Raw genomic sequence first — 23,871 nt, 5'->3', positions numbered from 1 at the left:
GGCGCCTTCGTCGTGTCCGGGCGTCGGGGAGGGATGCCGCGCGCCCTCGAACGAACGCTGAGTTGGCGCGAATGCACGCCGCAGGACCACCCCGGCGTACATCTGCGCCACGTCAGCGCCGTCGCGCGCGACAGGGCGGTCTGCGGGGCGGCGCGGGGTCCGGAGCAGCAGAGGCAGGGACGCCGCGGGCTCACACCCCTCACCGCAGCGCTGAGTTGGCGCGAATGCACGCCGCAGGACCACCCCGGCGTACATCTGCGCCACGTCAGCGCCGGCCGGGGGTGACAGAGCGGCCTGCGGGGCAGCGCGGGGACCCCGGAGCAGTAGAGGGAGGGATGCCGCGGGGCCAGCCCCGGTGGCATCCATCGCCCTTCTCCTCGCTGAGAAAGGCATGGGTGCCGCCAGCCCCCGCCCACCACGCTGACTGGGCGCACATGTACGCCGGAGGAGCATTCCGGCGTACATCTGCGACAAGTCAGCGCCAAGAGCTCCGGCGGCAGCACGGCAGCAGCGGCGGGGCCTACTCGAGGAGGAAGGCCCGGCCGTTGATGAGGAGGGTGTCGGGCTCGGCGCTGTCGATCTCGTAGATCGAGGCGCGGATCTCGTCCGCGGGCGTCGCAGCGGCGACCGCAGGGGCCACGGCCGACGTGACGAGGAGTCCGTGGGCGAGGGCGGTGAGGATCTGGCGGCGGGTCATGGGGTCTTCTCCGGGGGTGTCATGCACGGGACGCCGAGGCGGGCGAAGAGGGGTGCCACCCTCTCCGCCCGTCTCGGCGTGAGCCCGTCAGCGGCAGCTGGCCGCCGCGAACGAGGCGGTGATGGTGCGGGAGCCGGAGGCGCCCTTGGCCGTCACCTCGACCGAGCCGGCGTCGACCGCCGAGGCCCGGACGGTGGTCGCGGTCGAGACCGTGGCACCGGGTGCGACGGCGCTGTGGGTCTTCGTTCCCCACGCCGAGCGCACCGTGATGTCCGCGGCCGCGTCGCTGTCGTTGGTCGCCCGCGTGGTCAGCACCACCTTGCCCGCGACGCAGCGCGTCGAGACGACGGCGCTGACGGCGGGTCCGGGGGGAGCCGTCGCGGTGACGGTCGCGATCGCCGGGGTCGCGGCCGAGTTCGCCAGCTGTCCGCGCACCTGGACGGTGTCGCCGGCCTTCTTCAGCGAGGAGAGGTCGGCCTTGTCCCACGTGACGGCGACCGTCTCGCGGTGCCCGTCCTTGAACGTGGCCTGCACGGTGGCGGGGAGCGCCACCTCGGTGGCGCCGGCCTGCACGGTGGCGGAGACCGGGTCGACCGAGGTCACCAGCAGCGACGGGTTCCACTTCGCCGCGAGGGCGTCGCGCTCCTTGGCCGTGATGGCCAGGATCGAGCCGTGGCGGGGCGAGGCCGGCAGCGAGAAGCTGCTGGGGATCGTCCACTGGATGTCGCCCTCGAGCGAGTTCGTGCCGAGCGGGATGTACCCGCGGCCGCCGTAGTTGTCGACCCACAGGAAGTACTTGTAGCCCGCGCGGTCGCCCTCGTTGGCCTTGAAGATCTCCGGCCCCTCGACCTCGGGGGTCCCGGCCGTGCGGCCGATGCAGGTGTCGATGAGCGACCAGGCGCCCGACGCGGTCGTGGCGCGCAGGTCGGTCGACTTCTGTCCGATGATGTCCGGCGATGCGCAGCCGGTGCGCTCGGTCGCCTTCGTGAACCGGTACCAGGTGTCGCCCTCCTTGAGGACGGTCGAGTCGATCAGACCGTTGCCCTGGACCAGTCCCGGGACGTCCGCCGCCTTGAACCACGGCTCGGGCGTGGTGAAGTCGCGGAAGTCGCGGGTCGTCGAGAGCAGGATCTGCGGGCCGTTGCCGTCCGGCATGGTGCGGGCGTCGTCGGCGAACACCGTCGAGGTCCAGTAGACGGTGTAGGCCTCGATGCTCTCGTCGTAGATCGCCTCGGGCGCCCAGGTCATGCCGGTGTTGGGCAGGTTGACCTCGACGTGCCGCTGCTCGCCCCAGTTGACGAGGTCGGTCGACTCCCAGATCTCGAGGAAGTGGCTGCCGCGATCGGTCGAGCCGCCCCAGCCGCTCCGGCCGACGGAGAGGTCCGTGGCCAGCAGGAAGAACCGGTCGCCCTCCTTCGAGCGGAGGATGAACGGGTCGCGCAGGCCCATCGTGCCCTTGGTGGAGGTCAGCACGGGCTGGGCGTCGTTGAGGGTCTTCCAGCGCAGCGAGTCGTTGCCGTCGGAGGTGGCGAAGCGGATCTTCTCGCCCTCGATGTTGTCTCCGGTGAAGTACGCGAACATGTACGCGTCGAGGTCGCCGGCGGCCACGGGGGCCGCAGCCGGGACCGTGCGCGTGAGGGTGCGGGTGACGGATGCCGCTCCCGGCACGGTCACCGTCGCGGTCAGCGTGATCTGCGTGTCGGTCGCCGGACGCGTCACCGCACCCTTGGCGACGACGTTCGGCGCCGTCCCCTCGTCGACGGTCGACAGGACGGCCTCGTTCGACGAGGACCACGAGATCGCGGCCTTCGCCGCACCCGGGCGGGTCGCGGTGGCGTCGACGTCCGCGCCGGTCGTCGGCAGGGTGACGCTGCCGCGGATCGGACCGGCCAGCGCGGGCTCGGCGGCGACGGCGTCGGCCACCGCGCGAGCGAGCTCGGCCTCGGCGCTGTCCCCGGCGGCGTAGGCCGGGACGGTGACGGTGATGCCCGCTCCGGCGACGGCGGCGCCGCCGTGGGTGGCCGTGGGCGTCAGGACGACGGTCGCGTCGGCGGACCCGGCGACCGGGCGGGTCACGGCACCGGTGGTGCTGACGACGGCGGGGTTGCTGGAGGTCCATGTGAGGGTCGAGCCGCCCGCGCCGGTGGTCGGCAGGGCGAGGTCGGAGGTCACGCGGGAGGTGTCGCCGAGCGAGACGGCGGCGTCGCCGCGGGCGATCCCCGCGTGCACGTCGCTCTCGGTCTGCTGGAGCTGCGCGGCCGACAGGGCGGACGTCCACACCTTCACGTCGTCGATGGCCCCGGCCCAGTAGGCGTCCGGACCGTAGAACGACTTGCCGAGGTAGCCGGAGAAGGTCGAGCTGCCGATGGCGGCCGAGGCGGTGTAGCTCGTGGCCGCCTGGCCGACGAGGGTGCCGTCGAGGTAGGTGGCGACGGACGTGCCGCCCGTGACGACGACGGCCATGTGCACCCAGCGCGACGCGGCGACCGGGGCCGTTCCCGAGGCGCGCACCTCGGCGCCGTTCTTGATCGCGCCGTACCCGGCGTTGCCGCACTGCGTAGTGGCGAGGATGTGCGCGTTCACGCTCGAGCCGAGGGTGAACGGCCACGTGCACTGCGGGGCTCCGCTCCAACGGATCCACGCGGACATCGTCACGTCAGCGGTTCCCGCCGGGATGAGACCGGGAGCGATCCGCACGTGCGGTGCGGCGGCCGTGCTCGCCCCGCCCGGAAGCGACAGCGCCTTGTCGGCCGCAGCGCCCGAGGGCCCGGCGACGCTGGAGGCGCCCGCGTTCACGACCGTGCCGGGGTGATTCCCGGGGGCGGCGTCGGCGATGACGGCGCCGTCGGCCGGGCTCGCCGCGAGCTGGTCGAACGTGTACTCCAGCACGGGCGCGGGCACGGAGACGGCCGCGGTCGCGGCGGACACCGGGGACAGCAGCGCGCCGAGGCACGCGGCGGCGACCGACACGGCGAGCGTCCGGCGCGGCAGGCGTCCGGGGGTCGCTCGCGAGGACGGGGGTAGGGGCGACATCGACGATCCCTTCCGAAGGACGGTCGACGGCGACGCGGCCTTCTCGGGTTCGGCATCGAACCCGGTTGTGAGGTGTGCGGGTCCGAGCAGGTTAGCGCAAATTGTTCTCGGTAACAATGCGCGTCGCGTCCTTGTCGCCGGGCTCTCAGGAACAGCCCCGTGGGCGGTCAGTCGACGATGTCGGCGACGTCCTCGGGCTCGGCGGCGACATCCAGACGCAGCGCCTTCAGCAGGGCGATACCGTGCTTCGTCGTCAGGATCAGACGCTCGAACTCGTCGTGCCCCTGCAGGTCGACGACGACGCTCGGCTTTCGCCCGCGGATGATGACGAAGTCGTTCCCCCCGGCGGACTTCCACGTGCCCATCGCCCCGACCACGGGCACGTTGACACCCGGGTTCGGGACGCCGCGCAGCCACGTCCAGGCGTCGTCGGTGAGCTGGACGCGCTCGATGGTGTCGCGCGGCACGACGATATTCCGTTTGCGGAATGACATCGCACGCTCGGTCGGCGAGAGCACCACCTCGAGCTGCGTCGAGTCCAGCAGCAGGGTCACCATGGCATCCAGTCTGCCAGCGCCCCCGGGCCGTTCCCGGCCGTCCACCTCACGAGAGCGCAACGATCGCGCCCCGACCCGGATGCGCAAGCGGAGGGATAGCCTGGAGCGATGAGCACGGGCAGCGCTGCGCCGCAGGTCGCACCGGCCCGAGGCGCCTCGATCGACGATCTCCTCGCTCGCGTGACGGACGGGCACCGCCCCACCGTCGACGAGGCCGAGATGCTGCTGCACGCGCCGCTCGACCGGCTGCTCCCCGCGGCGGCGGCCCTGCGGGACGTCGGCCTCGAGCGCGCCGGACGTCCGGGCGTCGTCACGTACTCGCGCAAGGTCTTCGTCCCGCTGACGACCCTGTGCCGCGACCGCTGTCACTACTGCATCTTCGTCGACACCCCGGGGCAGCTGAGCCTGCTGCGCAAGCCGACCTACATGAGTCCCGAGCAGGTGCTCACGGTCGTCCGGCAGGGCCAGTCCCTCGGGTGCAAGGAGGCGCTGCTCACCCTCGGCGACCGCCCCGAGGACCGCTGGCCGGAGGCCCGGGCCTGGCTCGACGCGCACGGCTTCGCCTCGACCGTCGAGTACGTGGCCCACATCGCGCGCCTGATCACCGCCGAGACGGGCATGCTCGTGCACGCCAACCCCGGCGTCATGCTCCCCGACGAGCTCGCGATGCTGCGTCCCGTCGCGCCCTCGATGGGCATGATGCTCGAGACGACCTCGCGCCGACTGTTCGAGGAGCCCGGGCAGGTCCATTACGGCTCCCCCGATAAGGACCCCGCGCTGCGTCTGAAGGTCATCGACGACGCCGGGGCCGCTGGCATCCCGTTCACGACCGGCATCCTCGTCGGCATCGGCGAGACCGTCCGCGACCGCGCCGAGTCGCTGGTCGCCCTGCGCGAGAGCGACGATCGGCACGGGCACGTGCAGGAGGTCATCGTCCAGAACTTCCGGGCCAAGCCCCGCACCGCGATGCAGGGGGCTCCGGATGCCGACACGGCCGAGTACCTCGCGACGGTGGCGGTCGCACGCCTGGTGCTCGGACCCGACATGCGCATCCAGGTCCCGCCGAACCTCTCCGACCCGCGCGAGCTCGGACTGCTCCTCGACGCCGGCATCGACGACTGGGGCGGGGTGTCGCCGCTCACCGCGGACCACGTCAACCCGGAACGCCCCTGGCCGCACATCGACGACCTCGCCGCCGCGACCGCCGACCACGGCTTCGAGCTCCGGGAGCGTCTGACGGCGCACCCCGAGTACCTCGCGGACCCGGACCGGTGGATCGACCCGGCCCTGCACGGCCCCGTCCGGGAGCTGAGGGATGCCACCGGCCTCGCCGCCGACGTCCTCCCTCTCGGCGCGGGTCGGCGCGCGACGGGAGGAGAAGACGCGGAGGGAGGATCTCCCGCCACGGGAACATCCTCCGTTCGCGACATCTCCTCCTCCCCCGGCGCTCACGGCGCCGGCCCGGGCGGTAACAGCGCCGGAGACCCCGGTGTCGGGCGCCTCGCCGAGCGGGCGGCGGCCGACCCGCTCGCGCTCGACGACGCCGACTGGGTCCGGCTGCTCCGCGCGACCGGCGACGACCTCGACGCCCTCACCGCCGCCGCCGACGACGCGCGCCGGTACACCGTCGGCGAGCCGATCACCCTCGTGCAGAACCGCAACCTGACGTCCACGGGTTTCCGTCCGGGCGGGCGGACGGCGGAGGGCGAGTTCGACCTCGACGACGCGGCGGCCATCGCGGCCGACGTCGCCGGACTCGGCGCGACGGAGATCTGCGTGCAGGGCCGTCTGCCCGACGACGTCGACCCGACCGCCTACCTCGACATCGTCCGGGCCGTGAAGCTCGGGGCGGGTGGCATCCATGTCCACGCGTACCGCCCGCAGGACGTGGTGGATCTCGCCGAACGCGGGGGGCTCGGACTCGACGGCGCCCTCGCCGCGATGCGCGACGCCGGCGTCGACACCGTTCCCGGCACGGGGGTGAAGGTGCTGAGCGAGCGCGTGCGCGAGCGGATCGCACCCGGCGACCTCGACATCGACCGATGGGTGGAGACGATCACGGCGGCGCATCGCGCCGGGTTCCGCTCGACGTCGGTCCTGTTCTACGGGCACGTCGAGACCGCGGCCGAGCGCATCGCCCACCTCCGGCGTCTGCGCGAGATCCAGGGGCGGACCCGCGGCTTCGCCGAGTTCGTGCCGATCCCGCTGCCCGGCGGCGACGTGCCCCTGGTCGAGGGCCGGGCGGCCCGGGACGAGCACCGCGCCATGGTGGCCGTGTCGCGGCTGCTGCTGTCCGGCAGCATCCCGCACGTGCAGATCCCCTGGACCCGGGTGGGTCGCGAGACCGCGGCCGTGCTGCTGCGGTCGGGCGGCGACGACCTGGGCGGCACCCTCTACGACGGGCGCGTCCTCCCCGACACCGGCATCGAGCACGGGAACGAGCTGCCCGTCCCCGACGCCGAGCGTCTCGCGCGCAGCCTGATGCGGCCCTTCCGCCTGCGGACGACCGACTACCGCGTGTCGGCGGACGTCCGCACGACCGGGTCGGCGGGGTCCCCCGCGTGAGCGTCGTCGACGTCGCCATCGTCGGAGCCGGGTTCGCCGGGCTCGGCATGGCGGGTGCCCTGCGGCGCGCCGGGCGCGACGACATCGTCGTCCTGGAGCGCGCCGACGACGTCGGCGGCACCTGGCGCGACAACACCTACCCCGGCGTCGCGTGCGACGTCCCGGCCCACCTCTACAGCTTCGCCGCCCACCCGCACGCCGGATGGTCGCGCACCTTCGCCGGCGGGCACGAGATCCAGGCGTACCTGCGGGACGTCGCAGCGCGCGAGGGCCTCGGCGAACGCCTCCGGCTGCGCACGCCGTTGCTGGGGGCGGAATGGGATGCCGCCGCCGCGGTCTGGCGCCTCGACACCGGCGCCGAGCCGGTCGTGGCTCGGTCGCTGGTCCTCGCGTGCGGCCGGCTGTCGGAGCCGTTCGTCCCCGCGATCGACGGTCTCGAGTCCTTCCCGGGACCGCTCTTCCACTCGGCGCGATGGGACCACGACGTCGACCTCTCCGGCCGGCGGGTGGCCGTCGTCGGGACCGGCGCGAGCGCCGTCCAGCTCGTCCCGGAGCTGGCGCGTCGCGCCGCGCACGTCACGCTGTTCCAGCGCACGCCCGCCTGGATCGTCCCCCGCGGCGGGCACGACATCGCTCCCGCCGAGCGCGAGCGCCTCGCCTCGCAGCCGGGGGCGCTGGCGCGCCTGCGCGCGCACCTGTACGCCGAGGGCGAGGCGCGGTTCGCCTCCCGGTCGGGGGACGCCGTGGCATCCGGAGCCGCCCGTTCCGCCGCGCTCGCGCACCTGCACGCCCAGGTCGCCGACCCGGCGCTCCGCGACGCCCTCACCCCCGACTACGCCTTCGGGTGCAAGCGGGTGCTCCTCTCCGACGCGTTCTACCCGGCCGTCGCCTCGGACGCCGTCACCCTGGAGTCCTCCGCGCTGGCCGCCGTCGACGGCTCGACCCTGACCGCCGGCAGCGGGCGACGCCACGAGGCGGACGTGCTCGTCCTGGCGACCGGGTTCGCGTCGACGCAGCAGCCCTACGCCGACCTCGTCCGCGGCGAGCGCGGCACGCTGGCGGACCACTGGAGCGAGGGCATGACCTCGTTCGGGTCCACGGTGGTGTCGGGCTTCCCGAACATGTTCGTGCTGAACGGGCCCAACGCCAGCCTCGGCCACAACTCGGCGGTGCTCATGATCGAGGAGCAGGCGGCCTACGTCGTCCGCGCCCTGGCCGAGCGCGACCGCCGCGACGACGCGACGCTGCGGGTCCGCCCCGCGGCGGAGGCGGCCTACACGGACGAGATCGCCGCGGCCGCCGCGTCGACGCCGTGGATGACCGGCGGCTGCCGGAACTGGTACGTCGACGACCGGTCCGGGCGGCTGACGCTGCTGTGGCCGGGGACCGTGCAGGCGTTCCACGAGAGACTGACCGGCACAGACGGGTCGGAGTTCGAGCCCGCGCACACCCCCGTGCGCGGGTGCGGGATAGGAGGAGAGCGATGAGCGTCCCACTGCGTTTCGGATACAAGGCCTCGAGCGAGCAGTTCGGCCCGAACGAGCTGCTCGGCTTCGGCGTGCTCGCGGAGGAGATGGGGTTCGACTCGGTCTTCCTCTCGGACCACCTGCAGCCCTGGATGCACGACGGCGGGCACGCGCCCAACGCCCTGCCCTGGCTGGGGGCCCTCGGCGCCCGCACCGAGCGGGTCATCATCGGCACGTCGGTGCTGACCCCCACGTTCCGCTACCATCCGGGCGTCATCGCGCAGGTGTTCGCGACCCTCGGCGTCATGTACCCGGGTCGCGTCGTCCTGGGTGTCGGCACCGGCGAGGCGCTCAACGAGGTCACGCTCGGCCTCGACTGGCCCGAGCCGCCGGAGCGCTTCCAGCGCCTCAAGGAGGCCATCACCCTCATCGACAAGCTGTGGGAGGGCGAGCGGGTCACGTTCGACGGCACCTACTACTCGGTGAAGGACGCCACCATCTACGACCGCCCGGAGCAGAAGGTGCCCATCTACATCGGCGCCTCCGGTCCGGCGGCCACGCGTCTGGCCGGCCGCATCGCCGAGGGCTACATCACCACAAGCGGCAAGGACCCGGAGCTCTACACCGAGAAGCTCCTGCCCGCGCTCGACGACGGGCTGTCGAAGGCCGGTCGCACGCGCGACGACGTGGACACCCTCATGGAGGTGAAGGTGTCGTACCACCCGGACCACGACACCGCCCTCGAGAAGACGCGCTTCTGGGCGCCGCTCGCCCTCACCGCCGAAGAGAAGATGAGCGTCCACGACCCCATCGAGATGCAGCGCCTGGCCGCCGAGCTGCCGATCGAGCGGGCGGCATCCCGGTTCATCGTGTCGACCGATCCGGACGAGCACGTCGAGCGCATCGCCCGGTACGTCGACCTGGGGTTCCGGCACCTCGTCTTCCACGACCCGGGCCACGACCAGGAGGAGTTCCTCCGCACGTACGGCGAGGAGATCCTGCCCCGCCTGCGTGCGCGCTTCTCCTGACCGGCGGGCGGCGGGCGGGATCCGGGATGCCACTGGCACGATCCCGGGTGCGCCCGCTACCCCCCACCGGGAATGTCGTCGGATGAGCGGACAATGGACGCGATGACCACTCTCGACTCCCCCGGCTGGACGATCATCGTGCCGGTCAAGCCCGCCGCCGTGGGCAAGTCACGGCTGATCGACGTCCCCGTCGACCGCGAGTCGCTGGCGCGCGCCATCGCGCTCGACACGGTCGCCGCTGCGGCCGCCGCAACGGAGGTCGGCCGGGTCCTCGTCGTCACCGACGACGCGGGCGTGCGGGCCGAGGCCGCCCGGCTCCCCGGGGTCGAGGTCGTCGCCGAGGGCGACAGCCGCGGTCTCGACGCCGCGATCGCCCGGGGTGCCGACGCCGCCGGTCAAGGGGCGCCGCGCGCGGCACTGCTCGGCGACCTGCCCGCGCTGCGGCCGGGCGATCTGGACGCCGCGCTCCGGCTCGCGGCGGGCGTGGAGCGCGGACTGGTCCCGGATGCCGAGGCCACCGGATCCACCCTGGTCACCGCCCGCGCGGGGGCGGTGTGGGTGTCCGCGTTCGGCGTCGACTCCGCCGCCCGGCACCGCCTCCTCGGCTGCACCGACCTGGCCGTCAAGCGCGACTCGTCGCTGCGCCGCGACGTCGACACCGCGGGGCAGCTGGCCGCGGCCGTCGAGCTCGGCGTCGGACCGCGCACGTCGGCGGTCCTCGCCGCGGCCGCCGCCTGACCCGCGCCGCCGCCGGGGCCCGCGCCCCGCCGTCGCGCGCCGCCGCGTGACGCCCGCGGCCCCCGCCCCGCCGCCGCGCGCTGCCGCGCCGCTGTCTCGTCCTGCCGTGACTTGGCGCAAAAGCACGCCAAACCCCCGCCGCAGCGTACATCTGCGACAAGTCAGCGCCCGGGGAACCGCCCGCCGCCCGATGCCCGAATGCCGTGACATGGCGCATATGCACGCGAAACCACCGCCGCGGCGTACATCTGCGACAAGTCAGCGCCAGGGCGGCGGTCAGGCGCGGAGCGCGGCCGCGGCGATGGCCGCAGAGGCATCCACGTCGGTCATCCACAGGGGCGCGACGACCGCTCGGATCCCCGCCGCCGTGACCTCGGGCGCCGCGTCGGCGTCCTCCTCGGCGAGCAGCCACGCGTCGAGGATCCCGCCGTCGGAGCGCGCGCCGTAATGCCGGGCGACGGCCGCGGCGCTGGTCTCGACACCGATGGCGGTCAGGCAGACGTCGGCCATCCCGCGCACCACACGGCCGCCGATGATCGGCGAGACGCCGACGACGGTCGCCTCCGTGCGCTGCAGGGCCTCCCTGATGCCGCGGACTCCGAGGATCGGACCGATCGACACGACCGGGTTGGACGGCGCGACGAGGACGACGTCGGCCGCGGCGATCGCGTCGACGACGCCCGGCGCGGGAACGGCCTCCGCGATACCCGGATTCTCGAACGCGCGGGGGACGAGCGCGGCGCGGTGGCGCGTCCACCACTCCTGGAAGTGCAGGCGCCCGCCGTCCTCGAGCAGGACGTGGGTGTCGACCTCGCTGTCCGTCATCGGCAGCAGACGCGCGCGGAGCGGCCAGCGCTCCGCCATCCGGGCGAGCACCTGCGTGGGCGTCGCACCGTCGCGGAGCCACCCGGTGCGCGCGAGATGCGTGCCGAGATCGAGGTCGCCGAGGGTGAACCACGGCCAGCCGCCGCCCCAGGCCTGGAGCTCCTCGTTGACGCGCTCGGTGTCGCCGGCGCGACCCCAGCCGCGGACGGTGTCGTTCACGCCCGCGAGCGCGTAGGTGATCGAGTCCACGTCGGGCTGCAGACGGACCCCCGCGAGCCACAGGTCGTCGCCCGTATTGACCACGACCGTCGCCTCCGGCGCACCCACCTTCCGCAGCGCGGCGCGCACGCCGAGGGTGAACTTGGAGCCTCCGACCCCTCCGGCGAGGACGACGACACGGGTCTGGGCGAGCGGCATCCCTCCATCCTCCCACCCTGCGAGCCGGCGGATGGATGCCGCCCCCTCCGGATCCGCCCCCTCCGCTCCCCCGTCGCGACCCGCCCATCTCCGGAGCCCTGCATCGGCGCCACCCGCCGGACTCCTGAGCCCCGCACCGCGCGACCCGCCGAACTCCTGAACTCTGCTCGCCGCGCCTCCCGAGCGGGACGAAGCACCAGGACAACGGCCGGGCACAGCCGACGGCCGGCCGCTCGACCCACGCGGAACTCAGGAGTTCGGCGACCCACCGCCGCACACACGCACGCGGAACTCAGGAGTTCGGCGACCCACCGCCGCACACACGACCCACCGACTCGGGAGCGCGGCGGGACCGGTGCGACGCCGGCCGTGCTCAGGCGGGGGCGACCGCCGCGGCGGCGGCCCGGGCCGCACCGGGCAGAGCCTCGAGCACGCGCGCGAGCGCGACGTCGTCGTGCGCCGCGGTGAGGAACCACGCCTCGAAGACGCTCGGCGGGAGCGAGACGCCGGCGTCCAGCATCGCGTGGAAGAACGACGCGTAGCGCCAGGACTCCTGGGTGAGCGCCGTCGCGTAGTCGCGCGGCACCTCGGGCAGGAAGGCGACGCCGAACAGCGATCCGGCGTGCGGGACCGCGTGGACGACGCCCTCCGCGCTCAACGCCGCGCCGAGCGCGTGCGACACCTGCGCGGCCGCGGCGTCGACGGCCGCGTACACCTCCGGCGTCGCCAGCCGGAGCGTGGCGAGACCCGCCGCGACCGAGAGCGGGTTCCCGGACAGGGTGCCCGCCTGGTACACCGGGCCGAGCGGCGCGAGCTGGTCCATCACGTCGGCACGGCCGCCGAGAGCGGCCAGCGGCATCCCTCCGCCGACGACCTTGCCGAACGTCAGGATGTCGGGCAGGTACGTCTCGCCGTGGCTGGCCTGAAGGCCCCAGAAGCCGGCGGGGTGGACGCGGAAGCCGGTGAGCACCTCGTCCATGATGAGCAGCGCGCCGTGGCTGTGCGCGATGTCCGCCAGGGCGGCGTTGAATCCGGGCAGCGGCGGCACGACGCCCATGTTCGCGGCGGCCGCCTCGACGATGACCGCGGCGATGTTCTCACCGTGGACGGCGAACGCCTCGCGCACCGCGTCCAGGTCGTTGTACGGCAGCACGAGGGTCTGCGCGGCGATCGGTGCGGGGACGCCCGCCGATCCGGGCAGCGCCAACGTCGCGACACCCGAGCCGGCGGCCGCGAGCAGCCCGTCCGAGTGGCCGTGGTAGTGCCCGGCGAACTTGATGAGCAGGTCGCGACCGGTCGCGCCGCGGGCCAGGCGGATGGCCGTCATCGTCGCCTCGGTGCCGGTGGAGACCAGACGGACCTTCTCGACGGGCTTCAGATCGCCGACCTGCACGCGGTGCGCGATCAGATCGGCGAGCTCGACCTCGGCGCCGGTCGGCGCCCCGAAGGACAGACCACGGGATGCCGCCGACTGCACGGCCCCGACCACCTCGGGGTGCGCGTGTCCGAACAGGGCCGGTCCCCACGACGCGACGAGGTCGACGTACTCGCGTCCGGCGGCGTCGGTGATGCGCGGACCCACCGCCGACTGCACGAAGCGCGGGGTGCCGCCCACCGAGCCGTACGCCCGCACGGGCGAGTTCACACCGCCGGGGATGACGTCCTTGGCACGGGCGAACCACTGGTCGTTGAGGTCGGTCATGGCATCCATTCTTCCGGGCAGGACGACGCGCGGGGTCGGACGGTGAACGCCCCCTCGCTCGGACGGGTCAGAGCTCTTCGCGGAGCCAGCGGGCGGCCTCGAGGGCCCAATAGGTGAGGATCGCGTCGGCGCCGGCGCGGCGGATGCCGAGCAGGCTCTCGAGGATCGCGCCGCGGCGGTCGATCCACCCGTGGGCGGCGGCGGCCTCCACCATCGCGTACTCCCCCGACACCTGATAGGCCCAGACCGGGACGTCGACGGACGCCTTCACCTCGGCGAGGACGTCGAGGTAGGGCAGTGCCGGCTTGACCATGACGACGTCGGCGCCCTCCTCGACGTCGAGCAGCGCCTCGCGCACCCCCTCGCGCCCGTTGCCGGGGTCGAGCTGGTACGACCGGCGGTCGCCCTTCAGCTGGGAGTCGACGGCCTCGCGGAACGGACCGTAGAATGCTCCGGCGTACTTCGCGGAATAGGCCAGGATCAGGGTGTCGGTGAAGCCCTCGGCATCCAGGGCGTCCCGGACGGCGGCGACCTGGCCGTCCATCATCCCGGACAGGCCCAGCATCGCCGAGCCGGCCCGCGCCTGCGCCAGGCCCATCGCGGTGTAGCGCTCGAGGGTCGCGTCGTTGTCGACCGCCCCGTCGGGCTGCAGCACGCCGCAGTGCCCGTGGTCGGTGAACTCGTCGAGGCAGAGATCGGTCTGCACCACGACGGCGTCGCCCACCTCGGCGACGACGGCCGCGGTGGCGAGGTTCAGGATGCCGTTCGGGTCGTCGGCCCCGGAGCCGACGGCGTCCCGGTGCTCGGGCACGCCGAACAGCATGACCCCGCCGATGCGGGCCTCGGCGGCCTCCGCGACGACGCGGCGCAGGGAGTCCACGCTGTGCTGCACCACGCCGGGCATGGAGCCGATGGGGCTCGGCTCCGAGATTCCCTCACGGACGAACAGCGGGAGCACCAGCTGCGACGGCACGAGGTGGGTCTCGCGGGCGACGCGGCGGATGGCGGGGGTGCGCCGGAGACGGCGCGGGCGGTGCTGGGGGAAGCTCATCTGTCGTTCTCGTCGGTGGGGAGGGGGAAGCGGGCCACGGCCTCGATCAGCGACTCGACCGTCTGCCGCTCGGCGACCACGTCGACGGTCAGCCCGGCGCGCTTGGCGTCCTTGGCCGTCCGCGGGCCGATCGCCGCCACCACGGTGGTGGAGGGGATCTCGGCGAACTGCGCCACGACCTGTTCGGCCACCGAGCCGCTCGTCACGAGGATCGCGTTGATCCGCCCCGACCCGACGTCGCCGGCGATCTTCTCCGTCACGGGCACGCCGACGGTGCGGTAGGCGACGACGCTGCGCACGTGGTGGCCCGCCTCGATGAGCAGCCGTGTCAGCACGGGCTTGGCGATCTCGCTGCGCAGGGTGAGCACGTTCTTCGGCTCGGTCTCGAGCGCGATCATCTGCTCGGCCATGCCCTGCGCCGAGTTGTCGCGCTCGGGGACGAGGTCCACGCGGTAGCCGACCGCCTGCATCGCAGCGGCGGTCGTCTCGCCCACGGCGGCGACCTTCGTCGTCGCCGGGATGACCGCGCGGTAGGCGTAGAGAACGTCGACGGTGGTCGCGCTCGTGAGCGTCAGCCAGTCGAAGGCGCCGTCGGCGAGGTCCGCGAGGGCCTGGTCGAGCGTGGCCTGGTCGTTCGTGGGGGCGAAGTTGATGAGCGGCGCGATCACCGGGACGGCGCCGCGCTGGCGCAGGCTGGCCGCGACGCCGTCGCCCCAGGGGCCGCCGCGCGGCACGAGGACGCGCCGGCCGGCGAGCGGCTTGGGCACGCTCCCCGTGGAGGTGGTCGGCGTCTGCCGATGGCCTTCGTTCATGTGGTCGACTCTCGTGGTACCAGGTCGGCCGCCCCACGTTCGAGCAACCGACGTGCGGCTTCTTGGCCCGCACGCGTCGCACGCGCGATGGGTCCCCCGTCGTCGGCAGCATCTGCATCGTTGCCACTGCCCGGTCCCCGAGCATACCCCGGGTCCAGCGGCACGGTCCGATCGATGCCGATCCGACGCGAACCGTCCAGGGCGTACACGACGGCCCGCAGGCGCAGGTCACCGTCGACGAGGGCCGCGTGCGTCCCGACGGGCGCGTGGCAACCGGCGTCCAGCTCCGACAGGACCGTCCGCTCCGCCGTGATGGCGATGCGCGTGCGATCGTCGTCGAGCTGCGACAGGGCGTGGAGGATGTCGGGGGCGATGTCCGCGCGCGTCTCGACCGCCAAGGAGCCCTGTCCGGGCGCGGTCGGCCACTCGCCGAGGCCGAGGTACTCCGCCTCGAGCCCGCCGAGGTCCCCGCCCAGGCGCGAGATCCCGGCGGCGGCCAGGATGACGGCATCCAGTTCCCCGTCCCGCACGCGGGCGAGTCGGGAGTCGACGTTGCCGCGGATGTCGCGCACCTCGAGCCGGGGATTGTGCCGCAGCACCTGTGCGATGCGCCGGGGCGACCCGGTGCCGACCGTGGAGCCGGCCGGGAGCGACGACAGCGGGGTGCCGTCGCGGGTGACCACCACGTCGCGCGCGTCCTCCCGGGACGGGGTCGCCGCGATGACGAGCCCGTCGGGCTGCGCGGTCGGGAGGTCCTTCAAGGAGTGCACCAGGAAGTCGCAGCGGTCCGCGGCGAGCGCCTCGCGCAGGCCGTTGGCGAACACGCCCCGGCCGCCGAGCTGCGACAGGGACGCGCGGTTGACGTCGCCCTCCGACACGATCGGCACGAGGTCGACCCGGCGGCCGGACGCCTCGGCCACGGCGTCCGCCACCATCTGCGACTGCGCCATCGCCAGCGCGCTGCGCCGGGTGCCGAGACGCAGGGGCGCGGTCACTGGAGGATCTCGGGGATCTCGTCGAGCGTGACCAGGCGGCCCGTGTAGAAGGGCACTTCCTCGCGCACGTGGCGGCGGGCCTCGGTGTACCGCAGGTCGCGCATCATGTCGACGAGGTCGGTGAGCACGTCGGCCTCCATCGGGAGGAGCCACTCGTAGTCGCCGAGGGCGAACGACGCGACGGTGTTGGCGATGACGCCCTTGTAGACGGAGCCCTTCTTGCCGTGCTCGATGAGCATCTCGCGGCGCTCGGCCTCCGGCAGGAGGTACCACTCGTAGCTGCGCACGAAGGGGTACAGGCACAGCCACTGCTGGGCCTCGATGCCGCGGAGGAAGCCCGGGACGTGCGAGCGGTTGAACTCGGCGTCGCGGTGGACGCCCATGGCGTTCCACGTGGGGAGGAGGTTCTTGAGGAGGTCGGTGCGGCGCAGGCGGCGGAGGTCGCGCTGCAGCGCCTGGGGGTCCTCGCCGTGCATCCACACCATGAGGTCCGCGTCGGCGCGCAGCCCGCTGACGTCGTAGAACCCGCGGACGGTCACGCCGTCGGCCTCGACGAGCGCCGTGATGTCGGCGAGCTCGGTGGCGTCGGTGGCGGTGACGGGGTTCTCGGGGTCGCGGCGGAACACCGCCCACAGCGTGTAGACGGAAGAGGAGTCGTGGGACATGTCCCTAGTCTCGTCCGGCGCGCGCGCCGGTCCAAACCGGTTGACTCATCGGCGAACCACCCCTCGGGATCCGGATGCCGCTGAACGCGGTTCCCGCCCCGAAACGCGGTGCGCGGGCGTTCGCCCGGGGCGTCGGGCACCCGCGGACGCGACGACGCCCGGCCCCGCACGGGCCGGGCGTCGGACGCGATCAGCGCGTGTAGGCGCGGACGATGCCCCAGACGGCGAGGCCGACGGTCGCGGCGACTCCGACCACGGCGGCCGCGGCGGCGGACGGGTTGGAGCGGGCGAAGTGCCGCGCCCGCTCGACGCCGCGGTCCAGCGCGTCGCTCGCGCGACGCGGGACGTTGGCCTTGACCTCGATGGCCGCCAACGCGGCCTTGAGCTCCGCGCGGGCGTGCTCGACCGGGTCGCTGATGCCGAGCGGCACCGCGGTCTTCGGCACCGGGACGGGACGGTCAATACTCATCGCGGGCCTCCTTGATGATGCGGACGTCTTCGGAGATCGCCTTGCCGGGGTTCTCGCGGGACGACAGGCGCTTGAAGCGCAGGATGCCGAGAAGCGCCAGGACCGCGGTGATGAGGATCATCACACCGAAGACGACGAGCGCCGACAGCCAGACCGGCCACCACGACGACAGCCCCGCGATGACGAAGGCGAAGAACACCGGGACGGCCCAGAAGACGACGATGAGCGCCCCCACGAACCAGCCGGCGCCGATCCCGGCGTCCTTGGCGGTGCGCTGCGCCCACGCCTTCGCGCCGTTGATCTCGGCGACGACGAGGTTGCGCACCAGCTCGGGGATGTCCCCGAGCAGGGTGAACAGGCTGTCGTCCGAGCGGTCGCGGAATCCGCGAGGAGTGGTCATGCCTCAGCTCCCGGACGAGTCGGAGCCGCCCTGGGCCGCCTTCGCACGCGCGGTCGCCGACTTCTCGGCCTTCTCCGCCTCTTCGACGGAGTCCTCGACGGTGTCGGCCACCTCTGCGGCCGAGTCCTTGGCGACGCGGGCGGCGCGCTGCGCGCGCTCCGACACGGTGCCCGGCTGCGTGGCCGCGCCGGTCACGGACTTGGCGCCCTTCCAGACGACGCCCGGAACGGCCTTGAGCGCGGAGGCGCCGAACGCCTTCACCTTCTCGACCTGACCCTGGACGGCGGGCTGGTCCCAGACCTTCTCGGCCTGGCCCTTGATCTGCTCGTACCGCTCGCGGCCTGCACGTGCTCCGAGCACGTAGCCCGCCACGAGTCCGACGACGAGTGCTGCTTTGCCCCTCATGGGGTCTCCTCACGCTCGATCGAGTGCTGGTCGAGACTCACAGTAGCGATGTATTCCCGGCGCGGCATCCGCCCTTGACATCGCCCGGACTCTGACGGAGGGGCTCCCCGCGTCCACGGCCTGCCGCGCCGGAACCGTGAGCTCCGACCGGGCGCTCACTCCGCGAGCGGCCGCCCGCGCCAGCCGGCGGCAGCCCGCGCCGGAGCCGTGAGCTCCGACCGGACGCTCACTCCGCGAGCGGCCGCCCGCGCCAGAGCACGGCGCTGCGGATGCGGTCGGCCTCCGCGCGCGCGTCGGGGACGACCTGCGCGAGCCCGGTCCCGGCGATCCACGCCCCCGTCGCCCCCAGGCCCGGGACCGCGCGCACCGCGCCGCGCGCCGCTGCGACCTCCGCGGCGCGACCGATCGTGGCCGCGGGCTGCGACTGGACGTAGCGGACCCGGTGCGACGCCGAGAGCACGGTCGGCGGCAGCGGGACGCCGAGCATCCTCTCCGCCTCGGACAGCGCCAGCCGTGCGGCCGCGTCGTCGTCGAGGGCGGCGGTGGCCGGCTCCTCGCCCTGGGCGCCGAACGACACGCGGACGACATGGATGCCGGGGGCGGCGGCATCCCGGACCCAGTCCCACTTCGCGGTCGAATGGGTGAGCGCCTTGGCCGCGTGGCTGCCGGGGACCGTCAGCACACCCGTGCCGCGAGGAGCGGCGTCGAGGTCGCGGGATTTCACCACCAGCGTCACCACCTCCACCACCGGGGCCACGGGCTCGTCGCCCGACAGGGCGGGGACCACGGGCGCGAGGAGCGCGCGGGCCGGCCCCTCGGGCAAGGCGACGACGACGGCATCGGCGTGGACGTGCTCGCCCTCGGACGTCGCGACGCGCCAGCCGTCTTCGAGCCGGTCGAGGCGATCGGCGCGGACGTCGGTCCGCAGGTCGACGCCGAGCTCGGTCAGCCGGGCGACGAGCCCGTCGGTCAGGCGGGACATCCCGCCGGCGAGGCCCTCGACCGCCCCGCCCGGCGCGGGGCCGCCGCTTCTCGACACGGGCACGTCGGACGCGGGGCCGCCGCTTCTCGACACGGGCACGTCGGACGCGGGGGCGTCGACGGCGCGGGGGGCGGAACGGCGCGCGTGCAGCTCCGCCACCGCGCCCTGCAGCGATCCCGTGCGCGTGAGAGCGGCGTTCAGACCCGGCGCGGCCAGATCGACGTCGATGTCGTCGGGACGCGCGGAGTACACCCCGCTCGTCACGGGGGCGACGAGACGGTCGAGCACCCGTGCCCCCATGCGCGAACGCACCAGGCGACCGAGGCTGTGCTCGTGCCCGATCGTCAGGGGAGGACGCACCCGGTCGACGTAGGCCCGCCACACGCCGGCCCACCCGATGACCCGGCGGACGTCGGGGGCGAACGGGTTGGCCGGGATACCGAGCACGCCGCCCTTCGGCAGGGGCGCGGCCGCGCCGCCGGGCAGCCCGGCGACCCACGCGCCGGCGGGGTTCGGCGCGACGATGTCGTCGTCGAGGCCGAGCTCGGCGAGCAGCTTCCGCACCACGCCGCCGCGCGTCGCGAAGCTCTCGGCGCCCACGTCGAGGGTCATGCCGCCGACCTCCGCCGAGCGGAGGACCCCGCCGAACACCGGCGAGGCCTCCAGCACGGTCACCCGCAGCCCGACCTTCGCGCATTCGAGGGCGGCGACCAGTCCCGCGATCCCGCCGCCGACCACGACGACGTGCGTCTCGTGCGCCTGCCGCGCGAGCCGCTCGAGGGGATCGCTCACGCGTCCTCCCCGTGGGCGCGGGCGACGATGCGGGTCAGGACGTCGGGGTCGGTGTCCGGCGGGACGCCGTGACCCAGGTTGAGGATGTGCGCCCGGGCGGCGCGCCCGCGGGCCAGCACGTCGTCGACGTGGGCGGCGAGGACGGGCCAGGGGGCGCCGAGCAGGGCGGGGTCGATGTTGCCCTGCAGGGTGACGTCGGGGCCGACGATCGCCGCGGCCTCGTCCAGCGGCATCCGCCAGTCCACGCCGACCGCGTCGGCGAGTCCGCCCAGACGCATGTCGTCGAGGAACGCACCCGTGCCGACGCCGAAGTGGATCCGCGGAACGGTGATCCCCTCGAGGGCCTCGACGGAGTGCGGTGCGATGAACTCGCGGAAGGTCGCCGGCGACAGCGACCCGGCCCACGAATCGAACAGCTGCACGGCCTGCGCCCCGCCGTCGACCTGCGCGTCGAGGAACGCGCGCGACACCTTCGCCAGCCACCCGGCCAGCCGGTGCCACGACGCGGGGTCGGCGTGCATCATGCCGCGCGCCCGCAGGTGCTCCTTCGACGGCCCGCCCTCGACGAGGTACGCCGCCAGGGTGAAGGGGGCGCCGGCGAAGCCGATGAGCGGGACGCGCTCGCCCAGCTCGGCCGTCACCAGCCGCACGGCCTCGCGCACCGGCTCGGCGGCCGCGGCCACGTCGGCGGGGTCGATGGATGTCACGCGCTCGACGTCGGCGGCGGTGCGCACGGGGTCGGCGAAGACGGGGCCGCGTCCCGGCTCGATCTCCACTCCCACCCCGGCCAGTCGCAGGGGAACGACGATGTCGCTGAAGAAGATGGCCGCGTCGACGTCGTGTCGGCGGATGGGCTGCAGCGTGATCTCGGCGGCGAGGTCGGGGGTGAGGCAGGCGTCGAGCATGCGGGTGCCCACGCGCAGCTCGCGGTACTCGGGGAGCGAGCGGCCGGCCTGCCGCATGAACCACACCGGCTGACGCTCAGGACGGTCGCCGCGGAGGGCACGAAGAAGGGGAGCGTCGGGAGAGGCCATGGCATCCATCCTCCCATTCACCGACCGGCCGACGCGGGGCGGGAGGGGGATGGATGCCTCGATGTCGAGGCTCCCGGAATACCTCGCGGGCACCGCGCGTAGAATATGAACGTGCTGCTGTGCGTCAGCGCGAGTCACAAGACCGCGTCCTTCGAGCTCCTCGAGCGGCTCAGCGTACCCGCGGCACCCATCGCCCCGCTCATCGCCGAGCACGACGAGTGCGTCCAGGGTGCCGTCGTCGTCGCGACCTGCAACCGTTTCGAGGCCTACGTCGACATGGACGAGCCGGTCACCGCGGCCGTGGCCGTCGGCGTCGAGGCCACGCTGAGCGCGATCGAGGCCGCCACCGGCGTGCCCGCCAGCGAGCTGGAGGGGGCGTACACCGTCCTCGGCGGCGGCGAGGTCGCGGAGCACCTGTTCTCGGTGGCATCCGGTCTCGAGTCCGTCGTCGTCGGCGAGGGCGAGATCGCCGGTCAGGTGCGTCGCGCGCTGACCGAGTCCCGCCAGCTCGGCACCACGTCCGCGGAGCTCGAGCGTCTGTTCCAGCGGGCCTCGGAGGCGCAGCGCGGCGTCAAGAACTCCACCGCGATCGGCCGCGCCGGGCGCTCGCTCGTGCGTCTCGGACTCGAGCTCGCGTCGAGCCGCATCGCCGACTGGTCGACCCAGCGGGTGCTGCTCGTGGGCACCGGCGCGTACGCCGCGGCGACCGTCGCCGCTCTGCGCGACCAGGGAGCGGAGAACATCTCGGTGCACTCCCCGTCCGGACGCGCCGCGAAGTTCGCCGCGAAGCACGGTCTGCGGGCCGTCTCGGCCGAGACCTTCCCCGCTGCCGTGGTCCAGGCCGACCTCGTCATCACCTGCACGACCGCCGAGCACCACGTGCTCAGCGCCGCCACCTACGCCGCCGGTCGCGGCGCGTACGAGACGGCGGTCGAGAGCGCGGCGGGGTCCTGCCCCGTCGACCACACCTCGAGCCGGCTGGTCATCGACCTCGGCCTGCCGCGCAACGTCGACCCGGACGTGGCCACGGTGCCGGGCGTCGACCTGCTCGACCTCGAGACCATCCGCCTGCACGCCCCGCTCGAGGAGCTGCAGGCCACCGACGCCGCGCGCGACCTCGTCCGCGACGCCGCGCGCCGCTTCGCCTCCGTCGGCGAGCGCAAGAACATCACCCCCGCCGTGGTCGCGCTGCGCGCCCACGTCTTCGGCGTCCTCGACACCGAGATCGCCCGCGTCCGTGCCCGTGGCGACGAGGGCGGCCAGACCGAGCAGGCCCTGCGCCACCTCGTCGGCGTCCTCCTGCACACCCCGACCACGCGCGCGCACGAGCTCGCCGAGGCCGGACGCGCCGACGACTACGTCGACGCCCTCTCCGCGCTGTTCGGCATCGAGGTCTCCGCGCCCGAGATCGTGCGCGACATCGCCGACGCGGGCTGACGCGCCTCGCTGCCTGGTGGCGGCGGGAGGAGATGACGGGACGGGAGGACGCCCCATGGCATCCACGTCCTCCCTCCGCCACATCTCCTCCGCTCCCCGACGGCTCCGCCCGGTGGCGGCGGGAGGAGATGTCGGGACGGGAGGACGACCCGTGGCATCCACGTCCTCCCTCCGCCACATCTCCCCCGCTCCCCGACGGCTCCACCTGGTGGCCGCGGGAGGAGATGACGGGACGGGAGGACGACCCGTGGCATCCACGTCCTCCCTCCGCCACATCTCCCCCGCTCCCCGACGGCTCCACCTGGTGGCCGCGGGAGGAGATGTCGGGACGGGAGGACGACCCGTGGCATCCACGTCCTCCCTCCGCCGCATCTCCTCCGCTCCCCGCGAGAATGGAGGCATGAGCCTGCGCATCACCGACGACCCCGCCGCCGACGAGCTCCTCTCCCGCGACCCGCTCGCCCTGCTGATCGGGATGCTCCTCGACCAGCAGATCGCCATGGAGACCGCGTTCACCGGTCCGCTGAAGATCCGCGAGCGCATCGGCACCGTCGACGCCGCGACCATCGCGCACTACGACCACGACGAGTTCACCGCCGCGTTCTCGCAGAGCCCGGCGGTGCACCGGTTCCCGGGGTCGATGGCCGGTCGGGTCCAGTCCCTCTGCGCGGCGATCGAGGAGGACTGGGACGGGGATGCCGCCGCCCTCTGGACCCGTGACGACCCCGACGGCGCGACGGTGCTCAAGCGACTGAAGGCCCTTCCGGGCTTCGGCGACCAGAAGGCGAGGATCTTCCTCGCGCTGCTGGGCAAGCAGTGCGGCTTCGACGGCGACGGCTGGCGCGAGGCGGCGGGCCCGTACGGCGAGGAGGGGTCCTTCCGCTCCGTCGCCGACATCACCAGTCCGGAGACGCTGACGAAGGTGCGGGAGCATAAGCGCGCGGCCAAGGCCGCCGCCAAGGAGGCCAAGGGCTGACCTGCCCTCCACAGGCCGAGAAGAAGGAGAGTTCTCTCATCTTTCTTGGGACCGTCGGCCGCGCTGGTTAGGGTGTCAGAGTTCGTTGCACGGTTTTTTCACGGATGAAGGGTGGGCTCTCGTGAAGTTCGCAATGGGTTCCGACACTCTGGGTGTGCTGGGTAAGGCCACCTCGGGGTCGAGCGATGAGCTGTCGCTGCTGGTGCGTCAGCTGTTCGAGGCGGCCGAGCCGCTCGAGGGGCAGTTCCAGGGCGCGGGTCGCGCCGCATTCGACCGGTTCAAGTCGCGCACCGACGCGATCTCGTCCGAGCTCAAGCTGGCTCTCGACGGCGTGCTCGGCGGCATCTCCGGCATGGACCGCTCGTTCCAGGAGGGCGAGACGTCCATGGTCGACCAGACCACCGGCCTCGAGGCCGGCTCGGCATTCGACGCCGCGCGTTTCGGCGCCCGTTGAGGATCGGAAGGGACTGACTCATGGTGAATCAGGGAGATCGGCGCGACTACTCGATCGCGGCCTCGCAGAACGCGCAGGACAACTTCAACCGCGTCGCCGCCCAGCTGGAGGCGCTCATCGACCAGCACGATCGCGACGTGCAGGCCGCCATGTCCGACTACTCCGCCGACGGGGTGTCCGAGGACTACCGTGGCAAGGAGACCCGCTGGAAGAACGCCGCCGCCGAGGTGCGGGGCATCATCCAGACGCTGCGCTCCTCGCTCGAGCGGAACGACGAGTCGGCCCAGACTGCGCTGAGCAAGGCTCGCGCGGCCGTGGAGTCGATCGGCTGATCGTCGCCGCACGATGCCGGGCGCGGGATGCGCCCGGCA

General features: G+C 73.5%; 22 protein-coding genes. 8 read left to right on the top strand and 14 right to left on the bottom strand.

From position 1 onward, the window contains the following. Positions 1-520 precede the first annotated feature (520 nt). The 3 genes from ACO03V_RS12535 to ACO03V_RS12525 form a co-directional block, all read right to left on the bottom strand. Complete coding sequence (locus ACO03V_RS12535) at positions 521-697, bottom strand: hypothetical protein (protein WP_367728538.1); 177 nt, start codon at positions 695-697, stop codon at positions 521-523. An 87-nt stretch (positions 698-784) separates the two neighbouring features. After that, positions 785-3,730 carry an immunoglobulin-like domain-containing protein gene (locus ACO03V_RS12530; protein WP_423137811.1) on the bottom strand — a complete coding sequence of 982 codons (2,946 nt, stop codon included), beginning with the start codon at positions 3,728-3,730 and terminating at the stop codon, positions 785-787. Between the two features lie 167 nt (positions 3,731-3,897). Next, entirely contained in the window at positions 3,898-4,287 is a 390-nt protein-coding gene (locus ACO03V_RS12525) for a hypothetical protein (RefSeq protein ID WP_367728534.1), read from the bottom strand. A 108-nt stretch (positions 4,288-4,395) separates the two neighbouring features. Between ACO03V_RS12525 and cofG the strand changes: the two genes are divergently transcribed. The 4 genes from cofG to cofC all read left to right on the top strand — a co-directional run bounded on the left by cofG (position 4,396) and on the right by cofC (position 10,084). Further along, complete coding sequence (cofG, locus tag ACO03V_RS12520; RefSeq protein WP_423137810.1) at positions 4,396-6,852, top strand: 7,8-didemethyl-8-hydroxy-5-deazariboflavin synthase CofG; 2,457 nt, start codon at positions 4,396-4,398, stop codon at positions 6,850-6,852. After that, a complete protein-coding gene (locus ACO03V_RS12515; RefSeq protein ID WP_423137809.1) occupies positions 6,849-8,339 on the top strand; it encodes a flavin-containing monooxygenase in 1,491 nt (496 codons plus the stop codon). The genes cofG and ACO03V_RS12515 overlap by 4 nt, the downstream gene beginning before the upstream one ends. Continuing rightward, positions 8,336-9,346, top strand: coding sequence for a glucose-6-phosphate dehydrogenase (coenzyme-F420) (fgd, locus tag ACO03V_RS12510; protein WP_367728528.1), 1,011 nt, complete (start codon positions 8,336-8,338; stop codon positions 9,344-9,346). The genes ACO03V_RS12515 and fgd overlap by 4 nt, the downstream gene beginning before the upstream one ends. Before the next feature lie 102 nt (positions 9,347-9,448). Beyond that, entirely contained in the window at positions 9,449-10,084 is a 636-nt protein-coding gene (cofC, locus tag ACO03V_RS12505) for a 2-phospho-L-lactate guanylyltransferase (protein ID WP_367728526.1), read from the top strand. A 276-nt stretch (positions 10,085-10,360) separates the two neighbouring features. Here the strand turns inward: cofC and cofD are convergent, their stop codons facing one another. From cofD to hemE, 11 genes are all read right to left on the bottom strand, one after another. Further along, positions 10,361-11,326, bottom strand: coding sequence for a 2-phospho-L-lactate transferase (cofD, locus tag ACO03V_RS12500; protein WP_423137808.1), 966 nt, complete (start codon positions 11,324-11,326; stop codon positions 10,361-10,363). A gap of 373 nt (positions 11,327-11,699) precedes the next feature. Then, positions 11,700-13,028, bottom strand: coding sequence for a glutamate-1-semialdehyde 2,1-aminomutase (gene hemL, locus ACO03V_RS12495; RefSeq protein ID WP_423137807.1), 1,329 nt, complete (start codon positions 13,026-13,028; stop codon positions 11,700-11,702). 67 nt (positions 13,029-13,095) lie between these two features. Beyond that, positions 13,096-14,079, bottom strand: coding sequence for a porphobilinogen synthase (hemB, locus tag ACO03V_RS12490; protein WP_423137806.1), 984 nt, complete (start codon positions 14,077-14,079; stop codon positions 13,096-13,098). Then, positions 14,076-14,891: a uroporphyrinogen-III synthase gene (locus ACO03V_RS12485; protein ID WP_367728517.1), complete on the bottom strand. Its 816-nt coding sequence runs from the start codon at positions 14,889-14,891 to the stop codon at positions 14,076-14,078. Before ACO03V_RS12485 ends, hemB begins: the two co-directional genes overlap by 4 nt. Beyond that, the gene (hemC, locus tag ACO03V_RS12480) at positions 14,888-15,886 is read right to left on the bottom strand and encodes a hydroxymethylbilane synthase (RefSeq protein ID WP_387055753.1); all 999 of its coding nucleotides are present in this window, start codon (positions 15,884-15,886) and stop codon (positions 14,888-14,890) included. Before hemC ends, ACO03V_RS12485 begins: the two co-directional genes overlap by 4 nt. Then, on the bottom strand, positions 15,883-16,551 hold the full coding sequence (gene hemQ / locus ACO03V_RS12475) for a hydrogen peroxide-dependent heme synthase (RefSeq protein WP_367728507.1): 669 nt from the start codon (positions 16,549-16,551) through the stop codon (positions 15,883-15,885). The genes hemC and hemQ overlap by 4 nt, the downstream gene beginning before the upstream one ends. Positions 16,552-16,741: 190 nt before the next feature. Next, positions 16,742-17,020, bottom strand: a complete 279-nt coding sequence (locus ACO03V_RS12470; protein ID WP_367728506.1) for a hypothetical protein — start codon at positions 17,018-17,020, stop codon at positions 16,742-16,744. Further along, entirely contained in the window at positions 17,010-17,420 is a 411-nt protein-coding gene (locus ACO03V_RS12465) for a phage holin family protein (protein ID WP_367728504.1), read from the bottom strand. Before ACO03V_RS12465 ends, ACO03V_RS12470 begins: the two co-directional genes overlap by 11 nt. 3 nt (positions 17,421-17,423) lie before the next feature. Beyond that, positions 17,424-17,825, bottom strand: a complete 402-nt coding sequence (locus ACO03V_RS12460; RefSeq protein WP_367728494.1) for a hypothetical protein — start codon at positions 17,823-17,825, stop codon at positions 17,424-17,426. A 226-nt stretch (positions 17,826-18,051) separates the two neighbouring features. Continuing rightward, positions 18,052-19,599 carry a protoporphyrinogen oxidase gene (gene hemG, locus ACO03V_RS12455; RefSeq protein WP_423137805.1) on the bottom strand — a complete coding sequence of 516 codons (1,548 nt, stop codon included), beginning with the start codon at positions 19,597-19,599 and terminating at the stop codon, positions 18,052-18,054. Then, positions 19,596-20,633: a uroporphyrinogen decarboxylase gene (gene hemE, locus ACO03V_RS12450; RefSeq protein WP_423137804.1), complete on the bottom strand. Its 1,038-nt coding sequence runs from the start codon at positions 20,631-20,633 to the stop codon at positions 19,596-19,598. The genes hemG and hemE overlap by 4 nt, the downstream gene beginning before the upstream one ends. 111 nt (positions 20,634-20,744) lie before the next feature. Between hemE and ACO03V_RS12445 the strand changes: the two genes are divergently transcribed. From ACO03V_RS12445 to ACO03V_RS12430, 4 genes are all read left to right on the top strand, one after another. Further along, positions 20,745-22,070 carry a glutamyl-tRNA reductase gene (locus ACO03V_RS12445; protein WP_387055755.1) on the top strand — a complete coding sequence of 442 codons (1,326 nt, stop codon included), beginning with the start codon at positions 20,745-20,747 and terminating at the stop codon, positions 22,068-22,070. Positions 22,071-22,470: 400 nt separating this feature from the next. Then, complete coding sequence (locus tag ACO03V_RS12440) at positions 22,471-23,046, top strand: HhH-GPD-type base excision DNA repair protein (RefSeq protein WP_423137982.1); 576 nt, start codon at positions 22,471-22,473, stop codon at positions 23,044-23,046. Between the two features lie 133 nt (positions 23,047-23,179). Then, on the top strand, positions 23,180-23,500 hold the full coding sequence (locus ACO03V_RS12435; RefSeq protein WP_367728473.1) for a hypothetical protein: 321 nt from the start codon (positions 23,180-23,182) through the stop codon (positions 23,498-23,500). Positions 23,501-23,520: 20 nt separating this feature from the next. Then, entirely contained in the window at positions 23,521-23,832 is a 312-nt protein-coding gene (locus ACO03V_RS12430) for a pore-forming ESAT-6 family protein (protein WP_367728472.1), read from the top strand. Positions 23,833-23,871: the final 39 nt, after the last annotated feature.

This window comes from Microbacterium sp. HMH0099 (genome assembly GCF_049384025.1).
GTDB lineage: Bacteria > Actinomycetota > Actinomycetes > Actinomycetales > Microbacteriaceae > Microbacterium.
The sequence above is the reverse complement of the archived record's forward strand: the minus strand, read 5'-3'. Positions and strand labels throughout refer to the sequence as shown.

What these genes read in the sequence shown, in the direction of transcription:
- ACO03V_RS12535 (WP_367728538.1), bottom strand. Translation starts at nt 697, where the DNA reads ATGACCCGCCGCCAGATCCTCACCGCCCTCGCCCACGGACTCCTCGTC.
- ACO03V_RS12530 (WP_423137811.1), bottom strand. Translation starts at nt 3,730, where the DNA reads ATGTCGCCCCTACCCCCGTCCTCGCGAGCGACCCCCGGACGCCTGCCG.
- ACO03V_RS12525 (WP_367728534.1), bottom strand. Translation starts at nt 4,287, where the DNA reads ATGGTGACCCTGCTGCTGGACTCGACGCAGCTCGAGGTGGTGCTCTCG.
- cofG (WP_423137810.1), top strand. Translation starts at nt 4,396, where the DNA reads ATGAGCACGGGCAGCGCTGCGCCGCAGGTCGCACCGGCCCGAGGCGCC.
- fgd (WP_367728528.1), top strand. Translation starts at nt 8,336, where the DNA reads ATGAGCGTCCCACTGCGTTTCGGATACAAGGCCTCGAGCGAGCAGTTC.
- cofC (WP_367728526.1), top strand. Translation starts at nt 9,449, where the DNA reads ATGACCACTCTCGACTCCCCCGGCTGGACGATCATCGTGCCGGTCAAG.
- cofD (WP_423137808.1), bottom strand. Translation starts at nt 11,326, where the DNA reads ATGCCGCTCGCCCAGACCCGTGTCGTCGTCCTCGCCGGAGGGGTCGGA.
- hemL (WP_423137807.1), bottom strand. Translation starts at nt 13,028, where the DNA reads ATGACCGACCTCAACGACCAGTGGTTCGCCCGTGCCAAGGACGTCATC.
- hemB (WP_423137806.1), bottom strand. Translation starts at nt 14,079, where the DNA reads ATGAGCTTCCCCCAGCACCGCCCGCGCCGTCTCCGGCGCACCCCCGCC.
- ACO03V_RS12485 (WP_367728517.1), bottom strand. Translation starts at nt 14,891, where the DNA reads ATGAACGAAGGCCATCGGCAGACGCCGACCACCTCCACGGGGAGCGTG.
- hemQ (WP_367728507.1), bottom strand. Translation starts at nt 16,551, where the DNA reads ATGTCCCACGACTCCTCTTCCGTCTACACGCTGTGGGCGGTGTTCCGC.
- ACO03V_RS12470 (WP_367728506.1), bottom strand. Translation starts at nt 17,020, where the DNA reads ATGAGTATTGACCGTCCCGTCCCGGTGCCGAAGACCGCGGTGCCGCTC.
- ACO03V_RS12465 (WP_367728504.1), bottom strand. Translation starts at nt 17,420, where the DNA reads ATGACCACTCCTCGCGGATTCCGCGACCGCTCGGACGACAGCCTGTTC.
- ACO03V_RS12460 (WP_367728494.1), bottom strand. Translation starts at nt 17,825, where the DNA reads ATGAGGGGCAAAGCAGCACTCGTCGTCGGACTCGTGGCGGGCTACGTG.
- hemE (WP_423137804.1), bottom strand. Translation starts at nt 20,633, where the DNA reads ATGGCCTCTCCCGACGCTCCCCTTCTTCGTGCCCTCCGCGGCGACCGT.
- ACO03V_RS12440 (WP_423137982.1), top strand. Translation starts at nt 22,471, where the DNA reads ATGAGCCTGCGCATCACCGACGACCCCGCCGCCGACGAGCTCCTCTCC.
- ACO03V_RS12435 (WP_367728473.1), top strand. Translation starts at nt 23,180, where the DNA reads ATGGGTTCCGACACTCTGGGTGTGCTGGGTAAGGCCACCTCGGGGTCG.
- ACO03V_RS12430 (WP_367728472.1), top strand. Translation starts at nt 23,521, where the DNA reads ATGGTGAATCAGGGAGATCGGCGCGACTACTCGATCGCGGCCTCGCAG.